Raw genomic sequence first — 20,610 nt, forward strand, 5'->3', positions numbered from 1 at the left:
GGATGAGCAGTTGGATTGATGTTACAAATGTTGCTTCTAACTATTCGCAGTTCAGTAATACAAAATCTTTCGAAGAACAAAGCAATCTTGGTAAGGATGCCTTTCTAAAAATTTTGACGACACAGCTATCCAATCAGGATCCATCAAGTCCATTGGAGGACAAAGATTTTATTGCGCAAATGGCCACATTTAGCTCTCTAGAGCAATTGACTAATCTTAATCAAGCATTTGAAAAGTTTTCGGGCAACCAAATGAGTCAGTATACTGCTTCGATTGGGAAAGAAATTACATGGACACCAGAAGGATCTACATCTGCAGTCTCAGGTGTTGTGGATGGGATTTCAACGCAAAATGGGAGTTATTTCTTTATCGTTGGTGAACAAAAAATACCTGTTGGCTTGGTAACAGAAATTAAGCAAAAAACTGAACCAACAACCGAATCAAACTAACTATTCTTGAAAATATAGGAGGAAGAAAAAATGTTAAAATCACTATACTCTGGCATATCGGGAATGAAAGGTTTTCAAACAAAACTAGATGTTATAGGAAATAATATTGCCAATGTTAATACAGTAGGTTTTAAGAAAAGTCGTGTGATGTTTCAGGATATTATGAATCAAAATATTACTGGCGCAACTCCTCCGCAAGCACGACAAGGTGGAACCAATCCAATCCAAATCGGACTGGGATCAAAAATTTCATCGATTGATACTCTACACACACAGGCAGCCCGATGACAACAAGCTTTGGATCTGACTTAATGATAGATGGAGATGCATATTTTATTGTTGGACCAGAAAAGGAGTTAAATGGAAATATTGAGCCGGAAGGTAATTTATTGACAAAGGCTGGAAACTTTACGCTTGATGGGAACGGATTCTTGGTTAGTTCAAATGGATTTTTCGTTTCAGGTACAACGGGTGAGCCAGGAGTTGGGGGCGCAACTGGTACCTTAAAACAAGTTGCCATAAAAATAACAGAGGATGAAGTAGATCCATCAAATCCAAAACTTAAATTTACATCCTATTCAATTGATTCAAATGGCTTTATTAATGTTGTTCGTGAGGATGGAAAAATAGGAGTATTGGCGATCGATGCTTCAGGTAAATATAAATTAAGTGAAGATCCCCAATCAACTGAAAATATTTCTTTAACGACTGCAACGGTTTCTAACCCTTCTGGTTTATCCAAGGTTGGCAATACAATGTTTCAGGTAACAGGAAATTCTGGTGCAGCAAACACTGGACGTATTTCAGACATTAAAGGGGGTTCCATAAACGCTGGAGCACTTGAAATGTCCAATGTCGATCTTACCGAGGAATTTACAGAAATGATTGTGGCACAACGTGGATTCCAAGCAAATTCAAGAATTATTACTACATCTGATTCAATTCTTGAAGAACTAGTTAATTTAAAACGATAAGCTTGAGTAGGATTCGGGCGGGTTTTTAATAGCCTCTTTGTAAAAAGGTAGGAGATACCATGAAAGCGAAATTAAAACTGATTATCATTATGGTCATTGCAGCGATTACTTTGCTAGGCCTCATTTGGTTTGGTTTATACCAATTTACAACGAGAGAAGCAAAGGCAAATGGACAATCTGCAGATGATATTTTAGCCTCGAGTATTGAAACGGAGCCCATTACAACCAATTTAGAAATGGGTGATTATATCAAGTTGCGCTTCAGAATTCAAACAAACTCTGAGGAAGCGAGTGAAGAGCTTTCTGAGCGCGATTTTCAAGTGCGGAATATCATCCTTAGACTTGCTGCTTCAATGACAGATGCTGAAGCTAAAAGTCCCCAAGGGATTGAAAAGCTTGAAGAGGAATTAATGAATGAAATCAATGAATTTCTGCAAAGTGGAACTGTTGTTCAAGTTTATACAACGGATAAAATAATTCAATAACTCAAGGAAGAGTTAGGGGGATATCCTTTGTCAGATGTATTATCGCAACAAGAAATAGATGCATTACTTTCGGCCATTCATAGTGGGGAAATTCATGCATCGGATGTTACCGAGAAGCAGGAAAAGGTGAAGGTTTATGATTTTAAACGTGCCATGCGGTACTCAAAGGAACAACTCCGTAGTATTACACGGATTCATGAAAACTTTACTCGCCTTTTAACTACATTCCTTTCATCACAACTTAGAACGGTTGTTAACATAGAAATCGAATTGGTCGACCAAGTTACTTATCATGAATTTATTGCTTCTATCCCCTCGAAAACCGTGTTAAATGTGTTTGATGTAAAACCTATGGATGGAAAAATGGTATTGGAAATTAATCCACAAGTAACATATGCGGTATTGGAACGGATGCTTGGCGGACAAGGAGCCCCATCTAACCGTAACGGGACACTGACAGAAATTGAATCCGTTCTAATGAAAAAAGTGTTTGCGCAAGGCTTTAATTTATATGCAGATGCATGGGAAAACATAGAAAAAATCAAAGTCAATTGGGAGGCAATTGAATCAAACCCGCAGTTTATTCAAATAGCCTCTCCCAACGATACTGTTATCATCATTGTTCTCCAAACAACAATTGGAGAAATTAAAGGTCGAATGACACTGTGTCTGCCACACTTAATATTAGAGCCTGTCCTGCCTAAATTAACGTCACATCAGTGGCTATCTTCGATGGTAAAAACAAGTGGACCAAATCAAGATAAACTCAAGCAAAACCTGGACAATGTTCAAATGCCGGTTGTTGCTGAATTAGGAAGAGCAATGATACCAATATCAGATTTGTTAAATCTCCAGATTGGAGATGTTATAGGAATCGAAACAGGTAAGCTTCAAATTAAAGTTGGAGATTTAACTAGGTTTCTCGGTAACCCTGGTGTACAAAAAGGCCATTACGCATTCCAAATAGACCAGATAATCGACACGGAAGGAGATAATCACTAAGATGAACGATGGTTCACTATCTCAAGAAGAGATTAACGCACTGTTTAATCAAACAGATGTTAACCAATCATTAATACTCGAAGATTTTTTGTCACCCATGGAAATTGATGCTCTTGGAGAGATCGGAAATATCTCGTTAGGTAGCTCTACAACAACTCTTTCCACTTTGTTAAATCAACGGGTTGTCATAACCACTCCTAAGCTTTCCTTTATCGAGCATGCTCATATTGATAAGTTGGTAGAAGAAAAGCAGGTTGCAGTTCATGTTGATTATACCTCGGGTTTACGAGGAAAAAACCTGTTGATGATTAAAGAAAATGATGCGAAAATTATTGCAAATTTGATGATGGGGGGAGATGGTACAACGCTTGAGCCCGAACTTTCAGAGCTTCATTTAAGCGCTGTTCAGGAAGCGATGAATCAGATGATGGGTTCTGCAGCGACATCAATGTCCACCATGCTCCATCATAAAGTGGACATTTCGCCACCCACAATTGATTTGCTAGATATTCCCCTAAAAAAAATGGAAGAGCTAAAGGATGATATTATCATTAAGGTTTCTTTTCGCCTAAAGGTAGGAACATTGATTGATTCTGATATGATTCAGTTAATCCCACTATCGTTTGCAAAGGAAATGGTTACACAGATTACTAGTTCGGATACTACAACCATACTTGAGGCTGAACAAAAATCTGAGCCGCCTGTTCAAAACACTGGAGCCCAGTCGGTATTAAGCTATCAAGCGGATACTCATAAAACTATCCCGCCTGTTTCACCACCTAAGCAAGAGAATGCGCATGTCCAACAAGTAAAATATACGACTTTCTCGGAACCACAAAGGGCTGCTGAGGGGGTAAGCAATCTTGATATGCTTTACGACATTCCTTTAGGTATTACTGTAGAATTAGGTCGAACACAGTTGCCAATTCGAAAAATTCTTGAATTAGGTCCAGGTGCGGTGGTTCCGCTTGATAAACTAGCTGGAGAACCTGTAGATATTCTCGCAAACCATAAACTCATCGCCAAGGGCGAGGTTGTGGTAATTGAAGAGAACTTTGGGGTACGAATTACCGATATTATTAGTCCGATAGATCGCTTATCAAATATGACAAAATAGAAAACCATTTTTATTGGAGGATTCAACATGGCAAAAGTTTTAATTGTAGATGACGCTGCATTTATGAGAATGATGCTAAAAGATATTTTAACGAAGAACGGAATAGATGTTGTGGGAGAAGCTTCAAACGGATTAGAAGCAATTGAAAAATATCGTGAACTTAAGCCGGATTTGGTGACAATGGATATTACGATGCCTGAAATGGATGGAATCTCGTCTGTTAAGGGAATTCGTGCAGAATTTCCAGAAGCGAAGGTCATTATGTGTTCAGCCATGGGGCAACAGCCGATGGTAATTGAGGCCATTCAAGCTGGTGCAAAAGATTTTGTTGTAAAACCCTTTCAGCCAGAAAGAGTAATGGATTCAATTACAAATGTATTAGGGAAATAGAATTAATTTCTCTTGGCTATTCACCAATTCACTGTATAAAGGGGATGAGAAACTTGGTTGCTCCGTTAGGCAATTGTCCAAAATGCGGAAAACTGTTTTTAAAAGTAAGAATGATATGCGATGATTGTTATGATAAGCAAGAGGAAGATTATCGAAAAGTATCGTCCTATTTGTGGGATTATCCTGGGACAACGATTGAACAGTTAAATAGAGCAACTGAGGTCACGGTTTCTCAAATAAGGCAATTCATTTTGTCGAATCGAATTATAGTCAGTCAATATACAAATTTGGAGTATCCTTGCGAAAATTGTGGGACGATGATAAAAGAGGGGAAAACATGCAAAGCCTGTTTGGGAAACATCAATCAACTTGCACAAAACGTTGAAAAAGAAATACAAAATGAAGAAAATGGTCGAAAAACAGGCAGCTATAAATATAGAAACTAAGATGGATTATGAAAAAACGAGAAGATTGGAACGATTGAATCGTTCTAAGGTTCTCGTTTTTTTATATAAAAAAACCGAAGACTGCGCTTCGGAGATATTCTGCAAATTTATTTACGAAGAACAATGATATTAACTCGTCTGTTCGATTCGCGATTTTTATCAGAATCATTTGGTGCTACAGGTTTATATTCTCCATATCCAATAAATCGTAAACGATTAGGAGAGATTCCGTTATTCTGTAAGTAATGGAGAACAGATGATGCTCTTGCTCCAGAAAGCTCCCAATTCGAAGTAAAATTAGAATTATGAATTGGTTTGTTATCGGTATGCCCTTCGATGGTAATTGAGTTATCAATCCTCGCTAAAATCCTCGTGATTCCACCTAGGTTAGGAAGAAAGTTATCTTTAATATGATCACTCCCAGAATCAAATACGATCCGATCCTTCATCGTAATCTGAATTCCCTCTGAAATATCGGTAAGAGTAATTTCTTGCTGTAACCCGTTTTGATTGATGTGCGCTTGAAGCTCAGATAAGAGCTCCTGGAGGTTCTGCTCATCCTTATCCATAACGGGAGAAGTTCCAGCGGGAGGCTCTTGACTTTCAAGCTTTTTCAAATCCTCAGTATTTGTATCCGTACTCTTCGGGTTCGGGTTACCAGGCTCTTGACCTCCGCTGCTTGAATCGAAAATGTTAATAGTGTTTAAGGCATTATTAAGGGAATCAAACATGGCATTTGACTTTTGTACATCCTCTGAACGCATCGAAAAAAGGACGATAAAAAGTGCTAGAAGAAGAGTAAGCAAATCGGCATAGGGAATTAACCATGACTCATCAATATGTTCTTCCTCATGATCTTCTTTGTGTTTTCTCTTGGCCATTGGTAACCCTCCACTTTAAGATGCCGCATCTAAATTTTTCTTTTCAAGTTCGTTAGGATTTAGGTAAACATTTAACTTGTGTTCCAATTGTCTACTCGTTATACCTTCTTGAATGGAGAGAAGTCCCTCCACCATAATATGACGAATTTCTATCTCTTTTTTTGAAATCAACTTAAGTTTATTACTCATCGGATGCCATAGAACATATCCTGTGAAAATCCCAAGGAGTGTCGCAATAAATGCTGCAGCGATAGAATGACCAAGCATCTCTATATCGTTTAAATTACCTAATGCTGCTATCAGTCCTACTACGGCCCCCAATACTCCTAATGTTGGTGCATAGGTTCCTGCCTGTGAAAAAATTAAAGCACCTTTACGGTGTCGCTCCTGCATCGCACTTACTTTCTCCAATAAAACGTCACGAGCAAAATCCGAATCGGTTGTGTCTACAATCAATTCTAGTCCTTGCTTAAGAAAAAGATCATCAACTTTGTCTATTTCACTCTCGAGTCCCAGTAAACCTTCCTTCCTCGAAATCGTAGCCCATCCTGTGAATATATCAATGATTTCATTCTTGGACGGGATTTTATTACTACCACCAAAAACGATTTTCAATAATACCGGAAACTTCTTAATTTCCTCCATAGGAAAACTTACGAATAAGGCAGCTGCAGTCCCACCTATAATAATTAAATAAGCTGCTGGGTTTACTAACGCTACTAGACTGGCACCCTTTAGTACCATCCCCACTCCAATGGCGATTAGCGCTAAAATAATCCCGATCAGTGTCGATGGATCCCTCATAATCGGCACCCCCTTATAAAATTAAATCTATTTTAATCACACATTTTTATTTTATTTGATAAATATTAATAAGACAACTGTTAGTTTGATAGAACTGATGACAATGTAATCAAAAAAAATAATTTTACAACGTTATTAACAAAAACTATCAAAAATGTTTACGAAATAAATCGAAATATATGCTAAAATTATGGATATATTTATCTATTTTTTTAGCTCACCGCACAACAGCTTAAGGAAAGCATTGACAAAGGTCTGCGAAGGGAGTTTGCCATGGATTTTAACGATTATCTTGAGATGTTTATTGAAGAATCAAAAGAGCATTTGCAATCGATAAATGATGAACTGTTAAAACTAGAAAGTGAACCTGAAAATACTGAGACTGTGAACGAAATCTTCCGATCGGCACACACTCTTAAGGGAATGGCCGGTACAATGGGATTTGAAGACTTAGCCTCATTGACTCATGAAATGGAAAACGTGCTAGATCTCCTTCGTAACTCCAAACTTACTATCACGACTAATATAATGGATGTGATATTTAAGTGTGTAGATTTAATTGAAAAAATGGTCGTTAGGATTGAAAATGGTGGAGATGGAAAAGAAAATGTAACAGAAGTTGTTGAGGAGCTAGCCAGTATTTCAAAAGGAACAGCTTTTATTTTAAAAACACAAAATGATTTTGATGATAGTTCTGAGGATGAGGAGTTTTTCCTTGATGATTATGTTATCTCCATTATTAACGAAGCTAGAAAGACTCTCCATTATGTTTATCAAATCAAAGTAACACTCGATGAAGCGAGCTTAATGAAGAATGTTCGGGCTTATATGGTGTTTCAAGTCGCTGAAGAGTTTGGCGAAATCATTCAATCTTATCCGTCAGCTGAAAAGCTGGAAGGAGAGGATTTTGGTTATACATTCAGCTTACTTCTATTATCTCAACGGACAGAAAGCGAAATATATTCGCAATTAATAAATGTAATGGAAGTAACAGAGGTTTTAGTAACTGATAAAACTGAACAGAATTTTAGCTCATCGCGGATATTAAGCAAACAGGAAATAGCAGTTGGTCATGAGGATGTTGTCAGCACGAAAACAAATGAAGCTACGGAAATCACCAAAAAGAAAAATCGTTCAAAATCGATACGAGTCGATGTAGAAAAGCTCGATCACTTAATGAACTTGTTTAGTGAGTTGATTATAGACCGAGGTAGACTTGAACAAATTTCGAGAAGATCCGATATTGCCGACCTAACTGAAACTGTTGAGCATATGGCAAGAATTTCAACGGATTTACAAGGTCTTATATTAACTATGCGTATGGTTCCAGTTGATCAAGTGTTTAACCGTTTCCCGCGTATGGTACGTGACCTGGCGAAAGATCTGAATAAAAAGGTGCAGTTAGTCGTGATAGGTGCAGAAACTGAATTGGACCGCACTGTTATTGATGAAATCGGTGATCCATTAGTGCATTTGCTACGAAATGCTTTAGATCATGGACTAGAAAGTACTGAAGAACGGATCGCTGCAAATAAAAGTGAAGAAGGACAAATCATCCTTAAGGCATTCCATGGTGGAAATCATGTGTTTATCGAAGTCGTTGATGACGGAAAAGGTATTAACCGTGAGAAGGTGCTAAATAAAGCGATTGAGCGTGGGGTGGTTACAAAAGAAGAAGCGAAATCCCTTACTGAGCAGCAGGTGAATTTTTTAATTTTCTCTTCAGGATTCTCAACGGCTGAAACGGTTTCTGATATTTCTGGCCGCGGTGTCGGTTTGGATGTAGTCAAGACGAAAATAGAGTCCCTAGGTGGCAGTATTACGATTGATTCGAATCTCGGAGGAGGTTCTACGTTTCGAATTCAGCTACCATTAACCCTTTCAATTATTTATTCGATGCTTGTAAAGGTTGAGGAAGAAACGTACGCAATTCCATTTAGCTCCATTGTAGAAATTACAACGATTGCGCAGGATGATGTAGCTACACTGCATGGAAAAAGGGTATTCCAATTCCAGGGACAGGTTGTACCACTTATCTATATTAAAGAAGTTTTTAATGTTCCTCTAAGTGAACTGGCTGCGCAAAATGAACAGCTCTTTATTGTCATTGTCCGCAAGGGTGATCGAATTGTTGGGCTTGTTGTTGATTCTGTTATTGGCCAGCAAGAAGTCGTATTAAAATCCTTAGGTGGGTTTTTATCTAATATTTATGCGATATCAGGAGCGACAATCCTTGGAAATGGTGAAGTTGCGTTAATTATTGATTCCAACCAGTTTTTTAATTAGAAAGGGTGAATCTCGTAATCTATGGGAATGATGAAAATTGTCGCGTTTAAATTAGGAAATGAAGAGTATGGTATAGACATCGAGAATGTGCAGTCGATTGAAAGAATCAATCAGTTTACGAGAGTTCCAAATGCATCCATTCACGTAAAGGGTGTCATAAATCTTCGTGGGAATGTCACACCCATTATTGACCTTTCTAGTCAGCTAGGAATGGGAGAAGTTCAGCTAACTGATCAGACAAGAGTAATCATCATACAGTCCAGTGATAGTAGTCAATTGGGCTTTATTGTCGATGAAACGAGCGATGTGTTAAATGTTGCATCTGAGGCGATCGAATTTGCGGATTCAAACAGCAATTTTGATTCAGTATATTTTTATGGGATTGCTAAAATCGAAACGCGTTTGATTATCTTATTAAACCTAGAAGAATTACTTGAAAATGTTAGCCACTAATCTAGTAGGGAATTTTATTAAAAAGAGGACAAATATGGATACTCAAACATTTGAACAGGATTTAAAAACTTTAGTTTTTAGAGTAGGCAAAGAGCATTATGGAATACATATAAATCAAGTTGTTTCAATTGAAAGAATGCAAAGTATAACACCCTATCCTAATCGACCACCTTATGTATTAGGGGTCACAACCGTTCGAGAAGAAGTGATACCCGTAGTTGACTTGTGTGCTGCACTAACAGGCGAATCATTTCAGCATGAAGCTTCGTCCCGAATCATCATCGTTCAAGTATACGGAAATGCAATTGGACTGCTGGTGGACGCAGCTACGGATGTGTTAGATATTGCAGCTGATATAATCCAGAAGCCCAATTTATTTGAAACGAGGGAAGTGACCTATCTAAAGGGGATTGCTAAGCAGGAGGAACGTTTATTAATTCTTTTAGATATTGAAAAGCTGCTTGAAGACACTACAAATCTAGACGATTTAAAAGAAATAAAGAATTACTTATAGCTCGTTATGATAATTCGGGAGTGGTGAAAAATGGGGAATGCATTTAGTAAAGTGTCGATGGGATTTAAACAATGGGGAAGCTATTTCGTAATCATTATCTTTTTTGCTGTATTGAACTTAGTTGCCTTTCATAGTATTGGCAATTTAACCGATAAAATAGATTATTTAGGTGAAACACAAGCCAAAAAGCTGGAATATATCGGGAATATTAAAGAGGATTTTACCCGTGTCCGTTTATACACCACCAAGCATGCATATGAAAGAAATATAGAAGATAAAAACAAAATGGAGGAGTTTGTTAACCGCGATATCGCCAATGTCAGGAAATCAATTGCCAATCTGGAACAGCTTAACCTGACAAGTGATAATAAAAAGTTCCTAAATAAATTTAGTGATGATTTTGATCTATACGTTGCTAAATTACCAGATTATTTCGAAGGCTCCTTCAGCAACGACTATGACACAGTCCATGAACTAATGGGCATTATGGCTCCGCTAGGAGAGGACGCAGTTAAATCCATTGCGGACCTTTCTGGTGACTTCAACAAAGATACAGGGGAATTTGTCAAAGAATCTAATGACTTTGCAACGAAAGCAGTCTTAGAAAATATTGCTGTATCTGTTGGTGCTGCAATCTTTTCCATTTTCATTTCATTCCTTATGACAAGATTGATTCGCCGTTCAGTTAACACCGTAGTGAAAAATGTTGACATTACCACCAATTCTGTTGCTGAGATCAAAAAATCGATTGAACAATCAGCTGCTAGTGCGCAGGAATTGGATGCATCAATGGATAAAACGACAGAATCGCTTAGTGAACTTGTAGCTTCGATTAATGAGGTTGCAGGCAATACGTCCACCACTACTTCCAGTGTAAATGAAATATCTGCGGCAATTGAGGAAATGAGTAGTACGATTAACTTAGTCGCAGCAAGTGCAGATCATCTTTCTGTTGCAGCAGATCAAAGCTCCTCTGCAATTCAGGAGATGATGGTCTCTATTGAGCAAGTTGCTGGGAACACCGGTAATGTTGGAGCGGGTGTTGAACAAATTTCAGCTGCCATTGAACAAATGAGCAGTTCTATAGATGGAGTCTCGCAAAACGCTGTTAGCTTAACAACAACTGCAGATGAAGCAAACACAGCCGTCCAAGAAATGATTACTTCTGTTCAGCAGGTAACGCATAGTGCACATGTGTTAAATGAATTGAGTCAATCGGTTAAAAATGATGCAATAAACGGTACAAATACTGTAAATGAAACCTTAATTGCCATGAATGACATTTCCAAGGAAATTAATCAGGCAAGCTCAGTTATGGTTAACCTTGGGAAGAGCTCAGAAGAAATTGGTATCATTATTGAAACAATTGATGATATCGCGAGCCAAACCAATCTACTTGCTTTAAATGCAGCGATTGAGGCTGCACGTGCTGGTGAACATGGAAAAGGCTTTGCTGTAGTGGCAGATGAAGTTAGAAAGCTAGCTGAAAGAAGCGCAACAGCAACAAAGGAAATAGCTGTCTTAATCAAAGGAATCCAGCATGAAACCGCTATCGCTGTTAATTCGATTAAGCATGGGGCAGATAAGGTTGAAATCGGAAATCAGCTTGCGGATAAAACAAATGAGGCCATTAAAAAGATTACCCAAGGTATTACGATTATGTCAGAAGAAATGCATCAAATTGTCGAAATAACGGAAATCCAATCAAGAAATAATGAATTTATTACGAAGTCAGTTGAAAACGTCGCAAATCAAGCGGTACAAATGACCAATTCAACCCATGAACAATCTTTAACAGCTCAAGAAATTGTAAGAGGAATATTGGATATTCGTAATCAAGTACAGCAAATTACTATCGCGACAGCAGAGCAAGCAAAAGGCGGCCGCGAGATTGTTTCTTCGGTAGAAAATGTTACAGGACAATCAAACTCCGTTACAGCCGCAACAAGAGAACAGGCACTTGCATCGGAAGAAATTGTGCGCAATTTAAATTCAATTAAAAATATGGTTAATGAAATTACAATCGTCACAAATGACCAAGCGAAATTTGGTCAAGTCATTTCCGCTGAAATTGAAAAGGTACGTAGTCAAACAGCGGAGCTTAATAACAGTATTGAAACACAAACCAAGGAAGCAGAAGGAGTTGTAAATGCCATCCGTGATGTTGAAATTCAGGTTGCAAAGTTAAAATAGACCTGATATTTATTGGACAATGCGTTTTTCTTCTGGGGTAAAGGCGATTTATTTCAATTTTTTCAGAACAATTATCAAGGAGGTGGACACAGTTGAAAATACAAGAACATGTTCGTGTCAATGTGAGTGATCCACAGCCGACAGTATCTGAGAGGTCTTCTGCAAGTAAAGCCTCCTTTCAAAGAATCATCGGTTCCTATTCAAAAGAACTTACACAGGATCGTATTCAACAGCTCATGGATAACATCGATCAACAGGGCAAACAGCTTAGCGAACGTCGGAACTTTCATGAGTTGCGGAAATACAAGGACTTAATCAAGCAGTACATGAATGAGGTTTCAAAACATGGAATTGAGCTGCATCAATCGGAAACTTGGGATCCATATTCCGGAAACAAAATGCTAAAAACAATCAAAACAATTGATGCAAAGCTTATGGAATTAACGAAGCATGTATTGGACGAGCAAAATTCAAGTTTATCAATATTGGAGCGAATTGGTGAGATTAAAGGTTTACTTATCAATCTCTATACTTAACCTCATCAAATAATAAGGGGCTAGTCAGAATGAATTTGTTAAAAAAATCTATATTGATTGTTGCAATCATCACAATCATTGGCGTCGGTGCGTTTTTTGCTTGGCATCTATTAAATAACGCAGACGAAGAAAAGAAAAATAGTGAGGAACTTACAGTCGAAGAACTGTTAGAAATATCGATTGATACTGAGCCAATCACGACGAATTTAGCAGATGGCAGTATTATAAAAATCGATTTTAAAATTGTTACAGATTCGAAAAACAGTGCTGAAGAAATGGAAAAGCTTAAATTCCGCGTCGAAAGCACTATTATAAAAAGTTTAAATGGTATGAAAAAGAAAGATGTTATTGGCCTTGAAGGCTTTACAGCGATTCAGGACAAGTTAAAAAATGAATTAAATAAAGAGTTTGTTTCAAAGGATATGATCACTAAGGTCTATATTGTTGATTTATTAGTACAATAGACGGTGAATCTTAGTAGATCATGAGCTAACAAGATTAATGAAGAAATGAGTGTTAATTCTATGATTAGAGGGTTGAATACGGCTGCTTCAGGGATGTTTTCACTAGAACGCAAACAGGAAGCTCTAGCCAATAATCTTGCCAATGCGCAAACTCCTGGGCTACAAAAAGGATGACGCGGTTCTAAGAGCCTTCCCAAATATGCTAATGCAACGAATTCAAGATTTTGCTCAAAATGCAAATGGCTCAGTAGGCGTTCAGGTTCCCGGTCAGGCTGCGTCGATTGGTGAACTCACAACGGGAGCTTATGTACAAGAAAGAATCCCTAGTTTTAGCCAAGGTAGCCTTGTCCAAACGAATGGACCCTTAGATTTAGCGATTGAAGACCAAGGTATTCCTTACCAGAACATTAATGGTCGTTTGGTGAAGCCAGCTGCATTTTTCGCCGTTCAATTGGCAAATGGAGAGGTTGGCTATACCCGGAATGGCAAGCTCGATGTCGATGCTAATGGTCAACTAGTCACTCCTGATGGCTATCGGGTACTCGGTGCTACACGACAACCGATTCAATTGCCTGCTGGGGTGAGCAAAGAGGATTTATCTATCGACACAGCGGGCAATATCATCGCTTATCCGAATGATCCAGCTCGATCGACTAACATTGGTCAAATTGGGATTGCTGTCGTTCAAAATCCAAATGAGCTTGTTCGTAACGGTGAGAATGTGTACACTGCTACAAACCAAATTCCGCTCGTTGGGAATCCAACTGTTTCGCTTCACCAAGGTTATATCGAACAATCGAATGTGGATACAGGACAGACAATGACCGATATGATGGTAACAGTGCGTAACTACGAAGCCAATCAAAAGGTCATTAATGCATACGATCAAACACTTCAGCAATTAAACTCAATTGGAAAAATAAATGGCTAAATCCATGAAGAATAGGAGGTAGCGAAATTGAATACTTCAATGTCGATCTCTGCTGGTTCACTGCGTGCCTACCAGCAAAAACTAGATACGATTTCAAACAATATTGCCAATGTTAATACAACCGGCTTTAAAAGACGTGAGCAAAGCTTTAGCGAAATTCTCGCCTCGCAGGTCAACAACCAGCCACGCACAGATCAGGAATTGGGCCGCTTGACACCTAATGGGATACGGGTAGGCTATGGAACGCGAACGGGTCTTACCCAATTGGATGAAACTCAGGGCCAAGCAATCAAAACTGACAACCCATTAGGGATGATGATTCAAGGGAAGGGCTATTTCCAAATTAGTGTTCCTTCACAAACTCCGGGAGCTGCAAGAGAAGTACGCTATACACGTGACGGAAATTTCCAGGTCAGTCCAAATCCTGATATCCCAGGAATGTACAATATTGTTCATCCAAATGGAGGTTACTTACTAGATCAAGCGGGTAATCCGATTTTATTGAATGATCAATACGATGTTCAGGTTAATTCCAGTGGTGAAATATTATTGAAAAATAAAAATGGTTCTGGGGTTCCCTTTAATTCAGGTGAACGCGTCGGAATCGTCGAGATCCAAAATCCACAGACGCTTCGAGGTTTGGGCGGGAATCAATTCGCTATTGACCCAGCTGCGGGTGGAAATGCAGGTGTTAGAATGATGGGATTGGACGAGGTTGAGGTCGCAAGTGGTTACCTTGAGGGTTCAAACGTTGATTTAACAACGGAAATGTCTGATCTGATGCTAACCCAAAGAGGCTTTCAATTAAACTCGAGAGCACTTTCCTATTCCGAGCAAATGCTAGGGATTGCCAATGGAATCATGAAATAAGCATTTTAGTCTACATTCTGTAAAAAGTCTATAAACAAAAGGAGGGCAACCAGTGTCAACTGTCAATAATAATACATTAAGAGTAACCGGGCTCGCTTCTGGAATGAACACAGATGAAATCGTTGAAAAGCTAGTAACTGCCCAAAGTGCACGCTTGAATAAAATGATCCAATCAAAAACAATCGCAACGTGGAAAAGCGATTCTTATCGGGATATTAATAAAAAGCTAGATGAATTCCGTAAATCGATGGAAAGCTTGCGTCTGCAGTCAACGTTTAATAAACAAAAGGTAACTTCCAGTGATACTAGAGTGGAAGTATCGACAGCTGGTACAAGCACTAGAACTGACTTTGTCATTTCCGAGGCAAAACCCGCTACATCGGCAAAACCGGCTTTAGTAAGCTTCAATAGCATGGGGGCAATCGTGAATGCTGACACGACTGTTACTCTAAATAATATGTCAATAGCTTTAACAAAGGATATGACATTGGATCAGGTTATTACTGAAATTAACAAGTACACAACAAACACAACGGATCCAACCAAATCAACCAATGTGAAAGCTGCAAATGTTGGCGGATCTTTAGTTCTCACCTCAACAGGAACTGGTGATACAGCAAAAATTGATCTTACTGCTGGAGTGAACAATTTAGGAATAGCAGAAACACATGTTACCTGGAACAAAGGCGGAGTCTGGCTATATCGTAATAGATAATAAGAAAATTGATGTTATTTCCAATAAGTTTACCTATGATGGCGTTGCTTTTAACATAAAAGAGCCCATAGCAACAGGTAGTACTGTTTCCGTGCAAATTACAAGTGATACACAAGGAATTTTTGATAGTATTAAAGGTTTCGTAGATAAATACAATGAGTTAATCGCAGACTTAAATGGACGTTTGTCTGAAAAGAAATATCGCGATTACACTCCATTAACGGATGAACAGAAAAAAGATATGAAGGAAAACGACATTACACTTTGGGAAGCAAAAGCAAAAAGTGGTTTGCTTCAAAGTGATTCAACGATACAAAGTTTTTTATATGAAATGCGAAATAGTCTTTCAGCTACAATAAAAAACGCAGGAGTATCAGTGGATTATGACTCTTTAAAGGATATCGGCCTGAATTTCTCGTCTAATTATAATGATAATGGGAAAATTGTTTTAGATGAGACAAAGCTTAAGAGTGTTTTAGAAACAAATTTAGAAGATGTAAAAAAATTGTTTACAGCTAAAGAAACAGGAACTACAAGTACTTCAACCACTGTGACTGATCAAAATATGCACGATAAAAGTGGGTTTGGCTGGAGAGTTTATGATCGTATTAATGTGGGAATCACACAGCTAGGTAAACTTGCTGGCTATCCAAATTTAACGGTGGACACTCAAAGCTTCATGGCGAAACAAATTAAGTCATTAGAATCGAACATCAGCCGGGAGCAAGATAAAATAGACGCCTATGAAGCAAGACTTTGGAAGCAATTTAGTGCTATGGAAAGTGCTTTATCCAAGATGAATTCTCAAAGCTCATGGCTTTCACAGCAAATAGGTTAATATAAATATTTAAGTCATTCCACTGGAATGGCTTTTTTTTGCTGCCTTCAACTAAACTATTTACATTAGACTCCGATAAAAATAATACAAAAAAGTTTTTTGAGTTATTTTGGTGATTTTTATCAAAAAAGCTAAACATTTCTTTTGATCCTCCGATAAAAGTAATGTACAGCAAATGAACTTCTGGAGGGAGAAAAATGCTGATTGTAGGCAGAGAAATTGGACAATCCGTCATTATTGGAAATTCAATCAAAATCACCGTTCTACAAGCAGGGCTCCAGCCTCGAGTAGCGATTAAAGCGCCAAAGAATTTGCGAATCACCAAGGTGAAGCAACACCCAAGTAATAAATGTGTTGGCAAACAGGTGAGAAAAATTATTTACACTATTCTAATCGAGGATAAGATCAAAGTTACAATCATGCAAACTGTATCTGGATTAATAAGATTCGCAATCGAAGCACCGAAAGAAATAGGCATATTTCGGGAAGAGCTGTGTCAAACAAACTACCTTTCAGAGAGTGAAGAGGTAATGATTATTTAGTTTAGTTTTTTCATTTTTGTTAATAGACCCATAGGGTTTGTTATAAAAGGGAACACTCCCTACATAATAAAAAGAAATTAGGAGGATTTTATAATGCGTATTAACCACAATATTGCAGCACTAAACACACACCGTCAGTTAGCAAGTGCATCAAATGCACAATCAAAATCAATGGAGAAATTAGCTTCAGGACTTCGTATCAATAGAGCAGGGGATGATGCGGCGGGTCTAGCAATTTCTGAAAAAATGCGTGGGCAAATCCGTGGTTTAGATATGGCATCAAAGAACGCACAAGATGGCATATCTGTAATTCAAACAGCTGAAGGAGCATTGAATGAGGTACATTCAATTCTGCAAAGACAAAGAGAACTAGCTGTACAATCAGCCTCTGATACTAACGTTGCGGCAGATAGAACTGCTTTAGGTGATGAATTCTCTCAGTTAACAGCTGAAGTAAAAAGAATTACAGACCAAACTGAGTTCAACGGCATGAGATTGTTGGATAAATCAGCTAATGGTGCTACGGGTGTTCTAAAAATCCAAGTAGGTGCTAACGCAACACAAAGTATGGACTTAAAATTAGACACTGCTGGAGTTGATTTAACTGCTGTTAATACTGCTCTTGGATTAGCAAAGGTAGATACTCAAGCTAATGCTGATCTTGCATTAACATCACTTGATACTCAAATTGCATCAGTTTCTTCAGGCAGAAGCTACCTTGGTGCTACACAAAATCGCCTTGAACATACTATCAGTAATTTAGACAATGCTTCAGAAAATCTAACTGGAGCAGAATCTCGTATCCGTGACGTAGATATGGCGAAAGAAATGATGAACCAAACTAAGAATTCTATTCTTTCTCAAGCTGCACAAGCAATGTTGGCTCAAGCAAACCAACAACCACAAGGCGTACTTCAATTACTTCGTTAATAAGGTTATAAAAAGGAATGGAATTTCCATTCCTTTTTCATTTCCATTAAGATAGTTTACTCTTTTCAGAGAGAAAGCGAATAGTTTGCTCTTTGAGAAGAATACACTTTTTAATGAGGAGTAAGGTAAATATGACAAATACTCTATTTGACACTCTAATTCCAACATATCTAAAAAAATTTACCTGTAGTGGGTCAGCATGTGAAGATACTTGCTGCTCGGGATGGAGAATAGACATTGATGAGGGAACACTAAGAAAATATAAAAAAATTAAAAATCCGGAGATGAAGGAAAGACTGAGGAAGGATAGCAGCCAAATTAATTTTACTTAACAAAAATGGGATTGAGTTTGAACGAGGTAAAGAAAAACTATCCATTAGACAGTTTACAAATATAATCAATGCCAATAAAGATGAGATAGCCCATTGGAAAGATTGCATGGATTAATATAGATACATGATGATTCTGATTTTACAAAATAGAAATTATACTTTAGATGAACGTTTATTAATTTTAGCGATGCTCTTAAATGAATTAGAAGACTGTAAGAATAACCATAAACTTAATGATATCCCTCATATTTTGGGGCAATATCTAAAAGATATAGACATACAAGTTATCTTACAATCAATACTATATTCCGTTTATGACACAACATGAATATATATTAGAAAATTACTTAGTCAATTATGTCTTTAAAAATTGTATGCCTGTTGATTGTACCTCTCCATTTGAGAGCATTTCTAAAATGGTTTTACATTATGCTTTAATTAAGTTGCATTTGGTAGGTATGGCAGGTCATCATAAAGGGTTAACTACAGACTTAGTCATTAAATTAATCCAATCTCTTTCAAAAACATTCGAGCACAATGGAACATATTTTGAAAAAACTATGAAATTATTAAAAGATAATGATTTGATGAATCTAACATATGTTTCAATATTAATTCGTAATTAAATTGTACACATCTTCAATAATTAAGATCTTTTAAAGGGACTCTAGCTATCTAGGGTCTTTTGTTATATATATGGGTAGTCGTACATACATTTGATGTTAACCATATAGACAAAACGAAACTTGTGAATTTTCTTTCAATTACTCTGTGTCACAAAACGTTCAATATTATAAGCTTCAAACGATTTGGAGATAATGTATATTACTACTATGTTCGTGTTGTTTTTAACATTCAGGAGGAAGCTTCAATGAAAAAATTATTTATAGTAGCAGTATGTATTGGACTCATCATCACTCCATTATTTACAGACGCTCATGTGAAATGGTTCACAGAAATGACACCCAAAAAAGAATCGGTTGAACACATCCTGTCCCCATTATTTATGTCAATCGCTATGTTGGCGGCTGTTATCTTGGCGATTCTTCCGCTCTTCATTCCGAAGCTTGAAAAATTTGAGCTAGTTAAAAAATGGGATCAGAAGCTTTCAAGCTTGAGAATATATTCTAGATGGATTTTAAAGTACGGGACAGCGGTAGCTTTAATTCTTCAAGTGATCAATGGCAGTCTATTTGCTCCCGAATTGGAAATTAACCATGTATTAGCCATTATCTTTACCTGGGTGGCGATAGGGTTATTGCTCGTTCCTCATCATCTATCGACTAAGCTCGGATCTGTTGTGCTGCTAGGGTTATTTATTTATATCACGATCCAGCACGGCGTTTTTTACATGCTCGACTATGGTTTTTATCTAGCGATTATTGGCGTACTGCTAGTTGGCAAAACGAAGTATGAGAACATTGGCTTTCCGTTTCTCTATCTTGGTACAGGCTTGTCGCTCTGTTGGGTAGCTGTTGAAAAATGGGTGTATCCAAGCATGTCGCTTGATATTGTTGCCAATCATCATGTTCCGACCTTTGGCTTTGAACCAGCTGTTTTTATCGTGTTGGCAGCGTTCATTGAATTTGTCGTTGGCTATCTGCTGGTTGTGGGTATTTTAAACAGGGTACTAGCCTTTGTCGTTACTGTCATCTTTGTGATGACGACGATGTTGTTCGGGATGAAGGAAATCATTGGTCATTTCATGGTGCATATCATCTTAATAATCTTTATTATTGAGGGTGTTTCATTCTATCATCCACCAATAAAAATGCACAAAACATTAATTGACCAATTCATTTTTGTTTTCTTGAATTTTATTTTTGTCTTAGCAACATTTGTGTTGATTTATTATCGATTTGCCTAACAAAGTATCCCCACTTAAACTTCACTCTTTTCTAGAAAGTCAAAGTGGGGTTTTTTAACGATTGATCTACATAATACATCCTCATTTCTTGAAATTTTCAGTTTTCTCCCATAAACTTTTCTTGAAAATATCCGATACATCTTATAGAGAAATGCCCATAGGAGGAGATGAACCATGTCAGATAGGATGTCCATCACAAATAATATCGCGCCGGGTTTAACTTCGTATTTTACGACAGATTATCAAGCTAAAACCGTTGAAATGGTTGAAGCAGTTCAAAGGACTAAAGAAACAACACCAGAAAAAAATGGGGAGCAATCTCAGCAACAACAACATTCTCGCGAACAAACTGAGAAGGTTATTAACGGTTTAAACGAGTTTTTAAAAGCGTCTAATTCACACTTGAAATTTGAGTTTCATGAAAAACTAAAAGAATATTATGTAACGGTAGTTGATGACAAAACAAATGAAGTGATCAAAGAGATTCCTTCCAAGAAGCTAATGGATATGTATGCAGCAATGGCTGACTATATTGGCCTTATAGTCGACCAAAAGATTTAGTAACCCATCAAAACGGTTTGCTTCGTATTT

At 37.6% G+C, this 20,610-nt stretch carries 25 protein-coding genes and 1 pseudogene; 24 read left to right on the top strand and 2 right to left on the bottom strand.

Annotated elements, in window-relative coordinates; all coding sequences use genetic code 11:
• Positions 1–2: 2 nt before the first annotated feature.
• The 8 genes from flgD to RGF10_RS04950 are packed head-to-tail and all read left to right on the top strand — an operon-like array spanning position 3 to position 4,863.
• Positions 3–449: a flagellar hook assembly protein FlgD gene (gene flgD, locus RGF10_RS04920; RefSeq protein WP_318507791.1), complete on the top strand. Its 447-nt coding sequence runs from the start codon at positions 3–5 to the stop codon at positions 447–449.
• 30 nt (positions 450–479) lie between these two features.
• Positions 480–737 carry a flagellar basal body protein gene (locus tag RGF10_RS23760; protein ID WP_412176679.1) on the top strand — a complete coding sequence of 86 codons (258 nt, stop codon included), beginning with the start codon at positions 480–482 and terminating at the stop codon, positions 735–737.
• 23 nt (positions 738–760) lie between these two features.
• Positions 761–1,423, top strand: coding sequence for a flagellar hook-basal body complex protein (locus RGF10_RS04925; RefSeq protein WP_412176714.1), 663 nt, complete (start codon positions 761–763; stop codon positions 1,421–1,423).
• Positions 1,424–1,482: 59 nt separating this feature from the next.
• Complete coding sequence (locus RGF10_RS04930; protein ID WP_318507792.1) at positions 1,483–1,908, top strand: flagellar basal body-associated FliL family protein; 426 nt, start codon at positions 1,483–1,485, stop codon at positions 1,906–1,908.
• Positions 1,909–1,935: 27 nt separating this feature from the next.
• A complete protein-coding gene (gene fliM / locus RGF10_RS04935) occupies positions 1,936–2,910 on the top strand; it encodes a flagellar motor switch protein FliM (RefSeq protein ID WP_318507794.1) in 975 nt (324 codons plus the stop codon).
• A 1-nt stretch (position 2,911) separates the two neighbouring features.
• Positions 2,912–4,027: a flagellar motor switch phosphatase FliY gene (gene fliY / locus RGF10_RS04940; RefSeq protein ID WP_318507796.1), complete on the top strand. Its 1,116-nt coding sequence runs from the start codon at positions 2,912–2,914 to the stop codon at positions 4,025–4,027.
• Positions 4,028–4,054: 27 nt separating this feature from the next.
• On the top strand, positions 4,055–4,417 hold the full coding sequence (locus RGF10_RS04945; RefSeq protein WP_318507798.1) for a response regulator: 363 nt from the start codon (positions 4,055–4,057) through the stop codon (positions 4,415–4,417).
• A 53-nt stretch (positions 4,418–4,470) separates the two neighbouring features.
• Positions 4,471–4,863 (top strand): hypothetical protein, encoded by a 393-nt coding sequence (locus tag RGF10_RS04950; RefSeq protein WP_318507800.1) that lies wholly within the window; start codon positions 4,471–4,473, stop codon positions 4,861–4,863.
• Between the two features lie 107 nt (positions 4,864–4,970).
• On the opposite strand, the gene RGF10_RS04955 is transcribed toward RGF10_RS04950, so the two are convergent.
• Together RGF10_RS04955 and motA are read right to left on the bottom strand one after the other, a co-directional pair.
• Positions 4,971–5,744: an OmpA family protein gene (locus RGF10_RS04955; RefSeq protein WP_318507802.1), complete on the bottom strand. Its 774-nt coding sequence runs from the start codon at positions 5,742–5,744 to the stop codon at positions 4,971–4,973.
• Between the two features lie 15 nt (positions 5,745–5,759).
• Positions 5,760–6,548 carry a flagellar motor stator protein MotA gene (motA, locus tag RGF10_RS04960; protein WP_318507803.1) on the bottom strand — a complete coding sequence of 263 codons (789 nt, stop codon included), beginning with the start codon at positions 6,546–6,548 and terminating at the stop codon, positions 5,760–5,762.
• 273 nt (positions 6,549–6,821) lie between these two features.
• Here motA and RGF10_RS04965 point away from each other — a divergent pair, with 273 nt between their 5' ends.
• The 16 genes and pseudogenes from RGF10_RS04965 (at position 6,822) to flaG (ending at position 20,580) form a co-directional block, all read left to right on the top strand.
• Positions 6,822–8,834, top strand: a complete 2,013-nt coding sequence (locus RGF10_RS04965) for a chemotaxis protein CheA (protein ID WP_318507805.1) — start codon at positions 6,822–6,824, stop codon at positions 8,832–8,834.
• A gap of 21 nt (positions 8,835–8,855) precedes the next feature.
• Positions 8,856–9,287, top strand: a complete 432-nt coding sequence (locus RGF10_RS04970; RefSeq protein ID WP_318507807.1) for a chemotaxis protein CheW — start codon at positions 8,856–8,858, stop codon at positions 9,285–9,287.
• 34 nt (positions 9,288–9,321) lie between these two features.
• Positions 9,322–9,801 (top strand): chemotaxis protein CheW, encoded by a 480-nt coding sequence (locus RGF10_RS04975; protein ID WP_318507809.1) that lies wholly within the window; start codon positions 9,322–9,324, stop codon positions 9,799–9,801.
• A gap of 57 nt (positions 9,802–9,858) precedes the next feature.
• Positions 9,859–10,368 (top strand): annotated as a pseudogene (locus RGF10_RS23765) (MCP four helix bundle domain-containing protein); the annotation flags it as partial.
• 588 nt (positions 10,369–10,956) lie between these two features.
• Positions 10,957–11,994 (top strand): methyl-accepting chemotaxis protein, encoded by a 1,038-nt coding sequence (locus RGF10_RS23770; RefSeq protein ID WP_412176715.1) that lies wholly within the window; start codon positions 10,957–10,959, stop codon positions 11,992–11,994.
• A 92-nt stretch (positions 11,995–12,086) separates the two neighbouring features.
• Complete coding sequence (locus RGF10_RS04985) at positions 12,087–12,530, top strand: YaaR family protein (RefSeq protein ID WP_318507813.1); 444 nt, start codon at positions 12,087–12,089, stop codon at positions 12,528–12,530.
• A 29-nt stretch (positions 12,531–12,559) separates the two neighbouring features.
• Positions 12,560–12,994, top strand: a complete 435-nt coding sequence (locus RGF10_RS04990; protein ID WP_318507815.1) for a flagellar basal body-associated FliL family protein — start codon at positions 12,560–12,562, stop codon at positions 12,992–12,994.
• Positions 12,995–13,054: 60 nt separating this feature from the next.
• Positions 13,055–13,168: a flagellar basal body protein gene (locus RGF10_RS04995; protein WP_318507816.1), complete on the top strand. Its 114-nt coding sequence runs from the start codon at positions 13,055–13,057 to the stop codon at positions 13,166–13,168.
• 25 nt (positions 13,169–13,193) lie between these two features.
• Complete coding sequence (locus RGF10_RS05000; RefSeq protein WP_318507818.1) at positions 13,194–13,925, top strand: flagellar hook-basal body protein; 732 nt, start codon at positions 13,194–13,196, stop codon at positions 13,923–13,925.
• A 27-nt stretch (positions 13,926–13,952) separates the two neighbouring features.
• Positions 13,953–14,795 (top strand): flagellar hook-basal body protein, encoded by an 843-nt coding sequence (locus tag RGF10_RS05005; protein ID WP_318507820.1) that lies wholly within the window; start codon positions 13,953–13,955, stop codon positions 14,793–14,795.
• A gap of 52 nt (positions 14,796–14,847) precedes the next feature.
• On the top strand, positions 14,848–15,510 hold the full coding sequence (locus tag RGF10_RS05010; protein WP_318507822.1) for a flagellar cap protein FliD N-terminal domain-containing protein: 663 nt from the start codon (positions 14,848–14,850) through the stop codon (positions 15,508–15,510).
• Positions 15,464–16,348 carry a flagellar filament capping protein FliD gene (fliD, locus tag RGF10_RS05015; protein ID WP_318507824.1) on the top strand — a complete coding sequence of 295 codons (885 nt, stop codon included), beginning with the start codon at positions 15,464–15,466 and terminating at the stop codon, positions 16,346–16,348. The genes RGF10_RS05010 and fliD overlap by 47 nt, the downstream gene beginning before the upstream one ends.
• Before the next feature lie 197 nt (positions 16,349–16,545).
• On the top strand, positions 16,546–16,890 hold the full coding sequence (locus tag RGF10_RS05020) for a carbon storage regulator (RefSeq protein WP_318507826.1): 345 nt from the start codon (positions 16,546–16,548) through the stop codon (positions 16,888–16,890).
• Between the two features lie 93 nt (positions 16,891–16,983).
• Complete coding sequence (locus RGF10_RS05025) at positions 16,984–17,820, top strand: flagellin N-terminal helical domain-containing protein (protein WP_318507827.1); 837 nt, start codon at positions 16,984–16,986, stop codon at positions 17,818–17,820.
• Between the two features lie 1,203 nt (positions 17,821–19,023).
• The gene (locus tag RGF10_RS05030; RefSeq protein ID WP_318507829.1) at positions 19,024–20,019 is read left to right on the top strand and encodes a DoxX family membrane protein; all 996 of its coding nucleotides are present in this window, start codon (positions 19,024–19,026) and stop codon (positions 20,017–20,019) included.
• A gap of 174 nt (positions 20,020–20,193) precedes the next feature.
• Positions 20,194–20,580 carry a flagellar protein FlaG gene (gene flaG / locus RGF10_RS05035; protein WP_318507831.1) on the top strand — a complete coding sequence of 129 codons (387 nt, stop codon included), beginning with the start codon at positions 20,194–20,196 and terminating at the stop codon, positions 20,578–20,580.
• The last annotated feature ends 30 nt before the right edge of the window (positions 20,581–20,610 follow it).

Origin of the sequence: Bacillus sp. T3 (assembly GCF_033449965.1) — a bacterium.
GTDB lineage: Bacteria > Bacillota > Bacilli > Bacillales > Cytobacillaceae > Bacillus_BU.

What these genes read in the sequence shown, in the direction of transcription:
- RGF10_RS04945 (WP_318507798.1), top strand. Translation starts at nt 4,055, where the DNA reads ATGGCAAAAGTTTTAATTGTAGATGACGCTGCATTTATGAGAATGATG.
- fliD (WP_318507824.1), top strand. Translation starts at nt 15,464, where the DNA reads ATGTTACCTGGAACAAAGGCGGAGTCTGGCTATATCGTAATAGATAAT.
- RGF10_RS23760 (WP_412176679.1), top strand. Translation starts at nt 480, where the DNA reads ATGTTAAAATCACTATACTCTGGCATATCGGGAATGAAAGGTTTTCAA.
- RGF10_RS04955 (WP_318507802.1), bottom strand. Translation starts at nt 5,744, where the DNA reads ATGGCCAAGAGAAAACACAAAGAAGATCATGAGGAAGAACATATTGAT.
- RGF10_RS04970 (WP_318507807.1), top strand. Translation starts at nt 8,856, where the DNA reads ATGGGAATGATGAAAATTGTCGCGTTTAAATTAGGAAATGAAGAGTAT.
- RGF10_RS05025 (WP_318507827.1), top strand. Translation starts at nt 16,984, where the DNA reads ATGCGTATTAACCACAATATTGCAGCACTAAACACACACCGTCAGTTA.
- motA (WP_318507803.1), bottom strand. Translation starts at nt 6,548, where the DNA reads ATGAGGGATCCATCGACACTGATCGGGATTATTTTAGCGCTAATCGCC.
- RGF10_RS05000 (WP_318507818.1), top strand. Translation starts at nt 13,194, where the DNA reads ATGCTAATGCAACGAATTCAAGATTTTGCTCAAAATGCAAATGGCTCA.
- RGF10_RS04975 (WP_318507809.1), top strand. Translation starts at nt 9,322, where the DNA reads ATGGATACTCAAACATTTGAACAGGATTTAAAAACTTTAGTTTTTAGA.
- flgD (WP_318507791.1), top strand. Translation starts at nt 3, where the DNA reads ATGAGCAGTTGGATTGATGTTACAAATGTTGCTTCTAACTATTCGCAG.
- RGF10_RS04965 (WP_318507805.1), top strand. Translation starts at nt 6,822, where the DNA reads ATGGATTTTAACGATTATCTTGAGATGTTTATTGAAGAATCAAAAGAG.
- RGF10_RS04990 (WP_318507815.1), top strand. Translation starts at nt 12,560, where the DNA reads ATGAATTTGTTAAAAAAATCTATATTGATTGTTGCAATCATCACAATC.
- fliY (WP_318507796.1), top strand. Translation starts at nt 2,912, where the DNA reads ATGAACGATGGTTCACTATCTCAAGAAGAGATTAACGCACTGTTTAAT.
- flaG (WP_318507831.1), top strand. Translation starts at nt 20,194, where the DNA reads ATGTCAGATAGGATGTCCATCACAAATAATATCGCGCCGGGTTTAACT.
- RGF10_RS04995 (WP_318507816.1), top strand. Translation starts at nt 13,055, where the DNA reads ATGATTAGAGGGTTGAATACGGCTGCTTCAGGGATGTTTTCACTAGAA.
- RGF10_RS05030 (WP_318507829.1), top strand. Translation starts at nt 19,024, where the DNA reads ATGAAAAAATTATTTATAGTAGCAGTATGTATTGGACTCATCATCACT.
- RGF10_RS04925 (WP_412176714.1), top strand. Translation starts at nt 761, where the DNA reads ATGATAGATGGAGATGCATATTTTATTGTTGGACCAGAAAAGGAGTTA.
- RGF10_RS04930 (WP_318507792.1), top strand. Translation starts at nt 1,483, where the DNA reads ATGAAAGCGAAATTAAAACTGATTATCATTATGGTCATTGCAGCGATT.
- RGF10_RS23770 (WP_412176715.1), top strand. Translation starts at nt 10,957, where the DNA reads ATGATTACTTCTGTTCAGCAGGTAACGCATAGTGCACATGTGTTAAAT.
- RGF10_RS05020 (WP_318507826.1), top strand. Translation starts at nt 16,546, where the DNA reads ATGCTGATTGTAGGCAGAGAAATTGGACAATCCGTCATTATTGGAAAT.